Origin of the sequence: Streptomyces sp. NPDC059567 (assembly GCF_042735655.1) — a bacterium.
Lineage (GTDB): Bacteria > Actinomycetota > Actinomycetes > Streptomycetales > Streptomycetaceae > Streptomyces.
The window spans coordinates 33,978-43,085 of the sequence record NZ_JBHWBS010000065.1 but is presented as its reverse complement, the minus strand read 5'-3'; the positions used below and the strand labels follow the sequence as shown (position 1 = coordinate 43,085).

Sequence of the window (9,108 nt, the reverse complement as noted above, 5' to 3'; positions counted from 1 at the left end):
GCTGCGGCGGGGGCGGGGGTCGGACTCGTGCGCGGGGGTACCCCGTGCACCCCCGGCCTCCGGTCGCCTTTTCACACTCGGAGGGCGGCCGTCGGGTGCGTGGGTGGGGACGCGCGGCAGTTGAATGGGGCGGACCGGCGGCGCTAAGCGTGTTGCGGTGGGCCGACGGCTGGGATTCATGCCCCGCTGGTCACTCTCCGGTGGGTGGTGGGGGGAGTTGATCGGCGTGGGTGTCGCTAAGTTCCGCAACTCGCCTTCGGAGGGTCCTAAGGGGCCGATTCCGGGGAAGTTACCGCGAGTAGTGGAGAGTTAGGGACGCCAGCAGCCACCCCGACGCCACGACGCCGATTGGCCGGCATCGCCGACCCCCGGCCGTGGGAGGGGACGGCTCCGAGCGGGCTGTCAGCATGCCGCGTTCGGTGCTGAACCCGCAGACGTTCGCCGAGTGCCATGCCGTGCTGGTGAAGAATGGTGTCCCTAACTCTCCACTACTCGCGGTAACTTCCCGGATTGCGCCCTTTGGGGCCCGACGAAGGCGAGTTGCGTCGACTTAGGGTCGCCGGCCTTCGTCGAGTCACACCGGGTCCGGCAGGTCCATGAGCGCGAGTTCGGCCGGATCGATCACGGCGGTGATCTCGGTGATGTGGCCGTCGGCGACGGTGAAGGCGAGGAGGGAGAATGGGGTGCCGTCTTCGCTCCAGGAGATGACGCCGGGGCGGCCGTTGACGGTCGCGGCATGTCCTCGTGCTGCGCTGCCGGCCACTCGCGCGCGAGTGGCGACTTCGGTGGCTCCGAGCGTGACGAACGTGCCGTTCGGGGTGTGGACTGTGAACTTCACTTCGGGGTGGAGAACCTGCAGCAGCTGCTCGAACTGACCGTCGCGGGCTGCGGCCAGGAAGGCTTGGACCACCTCGCGTTGTTGTCGTCCGGCGCTTGCCGGCTGCTGGGCGGCTTGCACTTTCCTGCGTGCGCGGCTGGTGAGCATTTTGGTCGCGTCGGCTGATTTGCCGAGAATCGTGCCTATCTCCCCGTGGGACACGGCGAACACGTCGTGCAGCACGAACGCCAGTCGTTCGTCAGGGCGCAGCGAGTCGAGGACCGTGAGAAGCGCGAGGCCGACGGAGTCGCCGATTGCCGCAAGGTCTTCCGGAGCGGGAGCGTCGTCGAGCGTCACCGTGAATTCGGGTAGCTGGTCGTCGAAGGAGATTTCCGGGCGCGTCCGGCCGGACCGCAGGACATCGAGGCTGATGCGGCCGACCACGGTGGTCAGCCAGCCGCCGAGATTGTCGATGGTGTCGGTGTCCTGACGGGACAGACGCAGCCACGCCTCTTGGACCACGTCTTCCGCGTCGGCATGTGATCCGAGCACGCGATAGGCAACGGCGCGGAGCCGGTCACGGTGGGACTCGAAGGCATCGACGATCGGGTCCGCGGGATGGGCGCCGGCCATGTTGTTACCTCTCTGGAAGCTGCTCCGTCATAGGGATGACGCGCACAGGCGCCGCAACGTAACCCGATGAAGGAGAGCACTCCCACATGGAGAACCGGCTCAAGAACAAGAACAAGAACAGCCCTGATGTGTGGACCGCGATCCAGCACCTGCAGAAGGCGATCGCCGCCGGGGGTGTCGACCCGAAGCTGCTCGCGCTGGTCCACCTGCGCACCAGCCAGATCAACAGCTGCTCGGCGTGCGTCTACGCCAGTGTCGCCGGAGGGAAGAAGGCCGGTGACACCGATGAGCGGCTGCACAACGTAGCGGCGTGGCGCGAGGCGCCGTTCTACACCGACGCGGAGCGCGCGGCACTGGCGCTGGCCGAGGCCGCCACCCGACTGCAGGACGGTGCGCCGGGCGTCACCGACGAGATCTGGGAGGAGATCAGCGCCCATTTCACCGAGGAGCAGATTGGCGCGATCAACCTGGAGATCGCGCTGACCAACTTCTTCAACCGGATCAACCGCACCATCAAGGAACCGGCCGGCCAGACCTGGGGCTGACCAGCGGGGCTCGTGCCCACCGAGGCTTCCCCAGCGAAGCGATCTCCGGGTGGGCCACGAGGCAGGGCAGGCGTGAAGGACCTCTGCCGCGCCGAGGGGATGACACACATGGTCATCGGCTTCGTGGAGTCGGGGTGGCTGCTGGTGTCTCTAACTCTCCACTACTCGCGGTAACTCCTCTGGATAGGCCCCTTTGGGGCCCGCCGAAGGCGAGTTGCGGAGACTTAGGGACGCTCGCGCTGATCAACTCCCCCCACCACCCACCGGAGAGTGACCAGCGGGGCATGAATCCCAGCCACTCACCGGCCTCAACACGCTTAGCGCCGCCGGGCCGCCCCATTCAACTGCCGCGCAAACCAACCACGCGCCCGCAGGCGCCGAGCAGAGCCGCACCGCCTCCGGTCTGGCCGCGTGGCCACGCCCCCGGGCCGCCCTCCGAGTGTGAAAAGGCGGGTGGAGGGGGCGGGTCAAGGGTGGAGCGCAGCGGAATCGGCGGAGCCGACGCGACGTAGGAGCGCCCTTGAGGCGTCGCCGGAACCCGCCACACTCGGAGAGAGGGCGGCCGAACCAGAAGCCGACGAAGGGCGGTCAGCCCGTGAGCCCCGCGACGAACGTGGACCAGGCCTCGGGAGCGACCTCGAACGTCGGGCCGTCGGTGACCTTGGAGTCACGGAGGTGGACGGAGTGGGGGCAGGCGGCGACCTCGACGCAGTCGCCGCCGCTGTCGGAGCTGTAGGACGACTTGCGCCAGTCGAAGGCCACTTCGACGCAGTTGCCGCCGCTGTCGCTGCTGTAGCTGGACTTGAACCAGTGCAGAGTGGTCTCGCTCATCCGCTCTCTCCCGCCAACCGCTCGATGAGGCCCAGCGATTCGCGAGGATCCAGGGCCTGTGCCCGGATCTTCGCACAACGCTGGGCGCATGTACTCACCTTCGCCGGGTCGGTGATCAGCACACTTTCGTCCTGCACCTCCAGGTAGACGAGACGGTGGTGTGTCGGAGTTTCGACCAGGTTGATCTCACCCCGCGCCCCCGCGTTCTCCCCCCTCAGCCCCGCATCCATCGGCAGCACCTGCAGCGTCACGTTCTTGCGCCGGGCGCACTCCGCCAGCAACCGGTACTGGTCCCGCATGATCCCCTCGCTGCCCACCATCCACCGCAGCGCCGTCTCGTGCAGCGTCAGCTCGATCAAGCACGTCGGCTCCCTCTCGAACAGCACCTTCCGCAGCATCCGCGCCTCCACCAGCTCCTCCACCCGCGCCTCCGGCAGCGGTGGGTAGCCGCCGCCGATCAGGGCCCTGGCGTATTCCTCCGTCTGGAAGAGGCCGTGGATGACCTGCGGTGCGTACAGGCTCAGGCCCACCGCCTTCTGTTCGATCGGTGCGTAGTCCCTGAACTGTTCCGGCAGCTTCTCCAGCCGTACGAGCTCCCGCATCTCCTCGAAGATGCCCGTACCGTCGCCCAGCACCTCTTCCAGCTTCACCAGCATCTCGTCGCTCACCGGTTGCGTCAGGCGCTCCATGGCGCTGATGGCCGCCCCGGTGTAGCCCATCTCCGCTCCCAGCTGGTCCTGCGTCATGCCCTTCTTCAGGCGCAGTCTCTTTGCCACGCTCGCCACCATGCGTGCCGCAGGGCCCACCGTTTCCTTGTTTTCCGCTCGCGCCATTCCTGTCCCCATTCGGACTCGACCGATCTCAAACGGTCTCAACTGCTCCCCGCCGAATTCGACCGCCCTTGAGGTGTGTTGGCGCAGGTCAAAGGGGTCGGCAACCCACCTCCGCAGTCGCAGAAAACGCTAGCGGCGGCATGGATTCCTGTCCTCAGGAATGCGTCGAATCGACCGCCAAACATGAAAGTGGCGCCGATTTTCCGATTCCCCCAGCGCGACAGTCCTCACCCCTCGTCGTTGAATGGAAGCGTGCGTACCGTGCGATGCGTAGCCGCCGCCACCCTCGCGGCCCTGCTGTCCGCCGGGGCCGTGACCGTTCCCGCCGTCGCCGCCAACGGCCCCAGCCAGCCCTCCCCGCCGCCCTCCCCGCCGCCGCCTCAGCCGCCCCCGCCCCAGCCGCCCCCGCAGCTGGACGACGCCGATGTGGACCGGGCCGTCGGGCGGGTCGACGGGGTGGTCCAACAGGCCATGAAGCGCACCGGGGTTCCGGGTGTGTCGGTCGCCGTCGTGTACAAGGACAAGGTCGTCCATCTGAAGGGGTACGGCGTACGGGAGGTCGGGAAGGCCGCCAAGGTCGACGGCGACACCGTCTTCCAGCTCGCGTCCGTCTCGAAGCCGATCGCGTCCACCGTCGTCGCCCAGGCCGTGGGCGTCGAGGGCTGGGAGAAGCCGGTCAGCCCCCATCTCCCGGACTTCCGGCTGAAGGATCCCTGGGTGACCGAGCACGTCACCGTCGCCGACCTGTTCTCGCACCGCAGCGGGCTACCCGATCATGCCGGGGACCTGCTTGAAGACCTCGGATATGACCAGGCGTACATCCTGTCCCACCTGTGCTACGAGCCCCTCGCGCCGTTCCGCGCGAGCTATGCGTACACCAACTTCGGTCTCACGGCCGCCGCCGAGTCCGTCGCCGACGAGAAGGGCGTGGTCTGGGAGAAGCTCGCCGCCGACACGCTCTACAAGCCGGCGGGGATGGTCTCCACCAGCTCGACCTTCGAGGACTTCGAGCAGCGGTCCGACCGTGCCGTGGGGCATGTCCAGGCCGCCGACGGCAGCTGGAAGCCGAGTCTGCGCGATCCCGACGCCCAGTCGCCGGCCGGCGGGGTCAGCTCCAACGCCCGTGACATGGGGATCTGGATGCGCCTGCAGCTGGCGAACGGCAAGCTCGACGGTCGGCAGATCATCGACGCCGAGGCTCTGGAGCGCACCCACTGGCCGCAGTCCGTCGCCAATCCGCCCCATGCCCCGGCCGCCCGGACCGGCTTCTACGGTCTCGGCTGGAACGTGAGTTACGACGACGAGGGCCGTCTCCGTCTCTCCCACACCGGTGCGTTCGCGCTCGGCGCGCACACCAACGTCACGATGCTGCCGGGCGAGCAGCTCGGCATCGTCGTCCTCACCAACGGCGCCCCGGCCGGTGTGGCCGACGCCGTCGCCCTCGACTTCTTCGACATCGCCCAGAACGGCAAGCCCAGCCGCGACTGGATCCCGCTCGTCGACGCGATCTACCAGCAGCAGGAGGACGCGGGCCGGTCCGACACCGACTATGCCCGCCCGCCGACCGACGCCAAGCCGGCGAAGAACGCCGATGCCTACACCGGTACGTACTCCAGTGACTATTACGGCCAGTTGAAGGTCACCGAGGGCGCTGACGGACGGCTGACGCTGTCCTTGGGGCCGGAGCCGGAGACGTACCCGCTGACGCACTATGACGGCGACACGTTCAGCTTCGCGACGCGCGGCGAGAACGCCGTCGGTCGCACCGGGGTCACCTTCTCCCTGGACGGCAAGAGCGTCCGCGTCGAGTATCTGGACACCGAAGGGCTGGGGACCTTCACCCGTTGACGTGCAGGGCGAGTCCGGCGACCGGCCCGGTGAAAACGACCTGCCCCGCTGCGACAACGACCTGCCCCGCTGCGACAACGACCTGCCCCGCCGCGACCGGCCCCGTCGCGACCGGCCCCGCCGCGACCGGCCCCGTCGCGACGGTTCCCCCCGCCGCGACCGGTCCCGTCCCCGCGGCCCCCGTCACTCCTCCGGGTACCGCCGCGGTGTCCAGGTGATCGTGCGGCCGTCGCCGCGTTCGACCGCGCGCGTCTGTGACGAGCCGATGAGGAGCAGCGTCCGCATGTCGACCTCGGACGGTTCCAGGGTCTTCAGGGTCACCACCCGTACCGACTGCTCCGGGCCGCCGACGTCGCGCGCCACGACCACCGGGGTTTCGGGCGAGCGGAGTTCGAGCAGCAGGTCGCGGGCGGCCGCCACCTGGTGCGTACGGGACTTGGAGCCCGGGTTGTAGAGAGCCAGGACCAGGTCCGCCCGGGTCGCGGCGCGCAGCCGGGCGGCGATCACGTCCCAGGGCTTGAGCCGGTCGGAGAGGGAGATGGTCGCGTAGTCGTGGCCGAGCGGGGCACCCGCCGCGGCGGCCGCCGCGTTCGCGGCCGTCACGCCGGGAAGGACCCGTACGGGAACGTCCGCGTACCGCTCCTCCGACGCCACCTCAAGGACCGCCGTGGCCATGGCGAAGACACCGGGGTCGCCACCCGAGACGACGGCGACCCGGCGCCCGCGGCGGGCGAGGTCGAGGGCGAACTCGGCGCGCTCGGACTCGACCTTGTTGTCCGAGCCGTGCCTGCGCTGGCCGGGGCGCAGCGCCGGCACGCGGTCGAGGTAGGTGGTGTAGCCGACGAGATCGTCGGCGTTGACCAGCGCGCCGCGCGACTCCGGGGTCAGCCAGGGCGCTCCCGCCGGGCCGGTGCCGACGACGACGACCTCGCCGACGGTCTCCCGGGACTCGGGGGTGACGGCGTCGATACGGGAGGGCAGGACGGCGACCGAGAAGTACGGGACGGTCTCGGGGTCCACCTCGGAGAGGATCTCCGTCCGCTCGCCCGCCATGAACGCCCGCTCCACGTACCGCGCGTCCTCCAGGCGGTCCGCGCGTTCCAGGGCGCGGCGCACGGTCGGGAACGTGCGGCCGAGCTTCATCACGACCGCCGAGTCCGTGCCCGCGAGGCGGGCCGTCAGCTCGTCCTCCGGCAGCGTGCCGGGGATGATCGTCAGGACCTCTTCCGCCTCGCACAGCGGCTCGCCGAGCCGCGCGGCGGCCGCGCTGACGGAGGTGACGCCGGGGATGACGGTGGTGTCGTAGCGGTCCGCGAGCCGCTTGTGCATGTGCTGGTACGAGCCGTAGAAGAGCGGGTCGCCCTCGGCGAGCACGGCGACGGTGCGACCGGCGTCCAGGTGGGCGGCGAGACGGGCCGCGGCCTCCTCGTAGAAGTCGTCGAGCGCGCCGCGGTAGCCGCCGGGGTGGTCGGTGGTCTCCACTGTGAGCGGGTACATGAGCCGCTCCTCGATGTGGTCCTCGCGGAGGTGCTCGGCGGCGATGGAGCGCGCGATGGAGCGGCCGTGGCGGGCCGAGTGGTAGGCGACGACGTCGGCGGACGCGATGGCCTTCACGGCGGCGACCGTCATCAGGTTCGGGTCGCCGGGGCCGAGGCCGACTCCGTACAGCTTGCCGGGGGCGTCGGCGCTCATGCCTGGATCTCCGCTTCCGTCGCGATGGCGTTGATCGCGGCCGCGGTCATCGCGCTGCCGCCGCGCCGGCCCCGTACGACGAGGTAGTCGAGGCCCAGGGTCTGGGCGGCGAGGGCGTCCTTGGACTCGGCGGCGCCGATGAAGCCGACCGGTATCCCGAGGACGGCGGCCGGGCGGGGCGCGCCCTTCGCGATCATCTCCAGGAGGTGGAAGAGGGCGGTGGGCGCGTTGCCGATGGCGACGACGGAGCCTTCGAGGCGGTCGCGCCAGAGTTCGAGGGCGGCGGCGCTGCGGGTGGTGCCGAGCTCGGCGGCGAGGGCGGGCACGGCGGGGTCGGAGAGGGTGCAGACCACGTCGTTGTCGGCGGGCAGGCGCTTGCGGGTCACTCCGCTGGCGACCATCTGCGCGTCGCAGAGGATGGGTGCGCCGGCGCGCAGGGCGGCGCGGGCGCGGGAGACGACCTGCGGCGAGTAGGCGAGGTCGCGGACGAGGTCGGTCATGCCGCAGGCGTGGATCATGCGGACCGCGACCGTGGCGACGTCGGCGGGCAGATCCGCGAGGTCCGCCTCGGCGCGGATCGTGGCAAAGGACTGGCGGTAGATCTCCGCGCCGTCCTTCTCGTAGGCGAACATCGTGTCGTTCTCGCTCATCTCGTTGTGCGGGCCGTTGCGACTGCTTCGGTCAGGGAGGTACGGGGGGTGGGGCGGCCGTCCACGAGGTAGGTGCCCTCGGCGGTGGCGAGGACGTCGACCCAGGTGCCGGGGGCGCCTTGGGGGTGGCCGCACCGGCGCTCGCACCCGGAGAAGTGGACGGGGAGGCCGGGCGCGCCGGGTACGGCGTCGGCGCGGACGTCGGCGAGGGACTTGGCGCAGCCGGGCCGCCCGGTGCAGGCGCCGACGCCGACCCAGGGGTCGTCGGGGCGGGTGATCAGCCCGGCCGCGTCCAGCGCGGGGAGCCGGGTGCGGGAGGCCCCGACGACGACGGCCCCGCGCCAGGGCGTGAGCCGTACCTCGTCGGCGGGCAGCAGCGCGCGGAGCTGGGCGGCGGTCAGCCGCCCGAGCGGCGCGAGCACGTGCAGCGCGTTCCCGCCGAGGGGTCCGGGCCGGGGCGGCGCGGCATGCGGCAGCGGTGGTGCGGGGACGACGGGATGGGCGTCGACCCCGGCCCGCGCGAGCGCGGCGGCGAGGTCCGGCTGCTGCCCCTGGGGCAGCTCCCGCACCCGCCAGGCCCCGTTCCCGGCGTCGCGGGCAGCTTCGAGGAAGGCCCCGGCGGCGGCGAGCGCGGCGCGGGGGGCGTCGGCGGTGGCGACCCGGAAGACCCGGTCGCCCACCCGGAGCCGGACCGACCGCCCTCCTGCGATCAAGGTCACATCTCCGCCCAGCCGCGCCACGTCGCCGCGGCCGTCGTCCAGGGCGAAGAGGAAGCGGCCCGACAGGGCAGCCGTCCAGGGGGCCGCGCAGAGCAGCGCGTCCAGTTCGCGGGCCCACAACTGCACGTCCGCGTGGCCGAGTCCGTCCAGTCCCGCGGTCGGGGAGGCGACGATGTTGCGGACGCGTTCGTGCGTGGAGGAGGGCAGCAGGCCCGCCTCCGTCAGCCGGTCCGCCAGCTCCGCTCCGCAGCCCCCGTCGAGACCGCGCAGCTCCACGTTGCCCCGGGACGTGACCGCGACGCGGCCGTCGCCCAAAGACTCCGCCGCCGACGCCAGGGACTCGACCTGATGTGCCGTCAACAGCCCTGCGGGCAGGCGCAGTCGGGCCAGGCCGCCGTCGTCGGCGGGGTGCAGGCGCAGCGCGCCGGGGCAGGCATCGCCACGGTCCCGTATGAGAGCTTCGCCCCGGTTGGGCGTTGTGGGCGGGGTGGGCGGCATGGCGGCGAGCATACCCACGTGGATCCGGGCGACCCCTGGGGA

Annotated in this window: 8 protein-coding genes; 2 read left to right on the top strand and 6 right to left on the bottom strand. The window is 70.9% G+C overall.

The window, feature by feature from the left end; translation table 11 throughout:
* Positions 1-574: 574 nt before the first annotated feature.
* Positions 575-1,450 (bottom strand): sigma-70 family RNA polymerase sigma factor, encoded by an 876-nt coding sequence (locus ACFVZW_RS25255; protein ID WP_384525342.1) that lies wholly within the window; start codon positions 1,448-1,450, stop codon positions 575-577.
* 86 nt (positions 1,451-1,536) lie between these two features.
* Here ACFVZW_RS25255 and ACFVZW_RS25250 point away from each other — a divergent pair, with 86 nt between their 5' ends.
* Positions 1,537-1,995 carry a carboxymuconolactone decarboxylase family protein gene (locus ACFVZW_RS25250; protein ID WP_384525339.1) on the top strand — a complete coding sequence of 153 codons (459 nt, stop codon included), beginning with the start codon at positions 1,537-1,539 and terminating at the stop codon, positions 1,993-1,995.
* A 588-nt stretch (positions 1,996-2,583) separates the two neighbouring features.
* Here the strand turns inward: ACFVZW_RS25250 and ACFVZW_RS25245 are convergent.
* Both ACFVZW_RS25245 and ACFVZW_RS25240 read right to left on the bottom strand, forming a co-directional pair.
* Positions 2,584-2,826 carry a DUF397 domain-containing protein gene (locus tag ACFVZW_RS25245; RefSeq protein ID WP_384525336.1) on the bottom strand — a complete coding sequence of 81 codons (243 nt, stop codon included), beginning with the start codon at positions 2,824-2,826 and terminating at the stop codon, positions 2,584-2,586.
* Entirely contained in the window at positions 2,823-3,659 is an 837-nt protein-coding gene (locus ACFVZW_RS25240) for a helix-turn-helix transcriptional regulator (RefSeq protein ID WP_384525334.1), read from the bottom strand. Before ACFVZW_RS25240 ends, ACFVZW_RS25245 begins: the two co-directional genes overlap by 4 nt.
* Before the next feature lie 252 nt (positions 3,660-3,911).
* On the opposite strand from ACFVZW_RS25240, the gene ACFVZW_RS25235 reads away from it, so the two are divergent.
* Entirely contained in the window at positions 3,912-5,507 is a 1,596-nt protein-coding gene (locus ACFVZW_RS25235; protein ID WP_384525331.1) for a serine hydrolase, read from the top strand.
* 183 nt (positions 5,508-5,690) lie between these two features.
* Here ACFVZW_RS25235 and ACFVZW_RS25230 read toward each other — a convergent pair whose 3' ends face one another.
* The 3 genes from ACFVZW_RS25230 to ACFVZW_RS25220 are packed head-to-tail and all read right to left on the bottom strand — an operon-like array spanning position 5,691 to position 9,078.
* A complete protein-coding gene (locus tag ACFVZW_RS25230) occupies positions 5,691-7,199 on the bottom strand; it encodes a precorrin-2 C(20)-methyltransferase (RefSeq protein WP_384525328.1) in 1,509 nt (502 codons plus the stop codon).
* Positions 7,196-7,831: a precorrin-8X methylmutase gene (locus tag ACFVZW_RS25225; RefSeq protein WP_383555396.1), complete on the bottom strand. Its 636-nt coding sequence runs from the start codon at positions 7,829-7,831 to the stop codon at positions 7,196-7,198. The genes ACFVZW_RS25230 and ACFVZW_RS25225 overlap by 4 nt, the downstream gene beginning before the upstream one ends.
* A gap of 14 nt (positions 7,832-7,845) precedes the next feature.
* Positions 7,846-9,078: a cobalamin biosynthesis protein CobG gene (locus tag ACFVZW_RS25220; protein ID WP_384525325.1), complete on the bottom strand. Its 1,233-nt coding sequence runs from the start codon at positions 9,076-9,078 to the stop codon at positions 7,846-7,848.
* Positions 9,079-9,108: the final 30 nt, after the last annotated feature.

Bases quoted from the DNA above. Each gene is read 5' to 3' on its own strand.
- ACFVZW_RS25220 (WP_384525325.1), bottom strand. From the start codon at position 9,078: ATGCTCGCCGCCATGCCGCCCACCCCGCCCACAACGCCCAACCGGGGC.
- ACFVZW_RS25225 (WP_383555396.1), bottom strand. From the start codon at position 7,831: ATGTTCGCCTACGAGAAGGACGGCGCGGAGATCTACCGCCAGTCCTTT.
- ACFVZW_RS25245 (WP_384525336.1), bottom strand. From the start codon at position 2,826: ATGAGCGAGACCACTCTGCACTGGTTCAAGTCCAGCTACAGCAGCGAC.
- ACFVZW_RS25240 (WP_384525334.1), bottom strand. From the start codon at position 3,659: ATGGCGCGAGCGGAAAACAAGGAAACGGTGGGCCCTGCGGCACGCATG.
- ACFVZW_RS25230 (WP_384525328.1), bottom strand. From the start codon at position 7,199: ATGAGCGCCGACGCCCCCGGCAAGCTGTACGGAGTCGGCCTCGGCCCC.
- ACFVZW_RS25250 (WP_384525339.1), top strand. From the start codon at position 1,537: ATGGAGAACCGGCTCAAGAACAAGAACAAGAACAGCCCTGATGTGTGG.
- ACFVZW_RS25255 (WP_384525342.1), bottom strand. From the start codon at position 1,450: ATGGCCGGCGCCCATCCCGCGGACCCGATCGTCGATGCCTTCGAGTCC.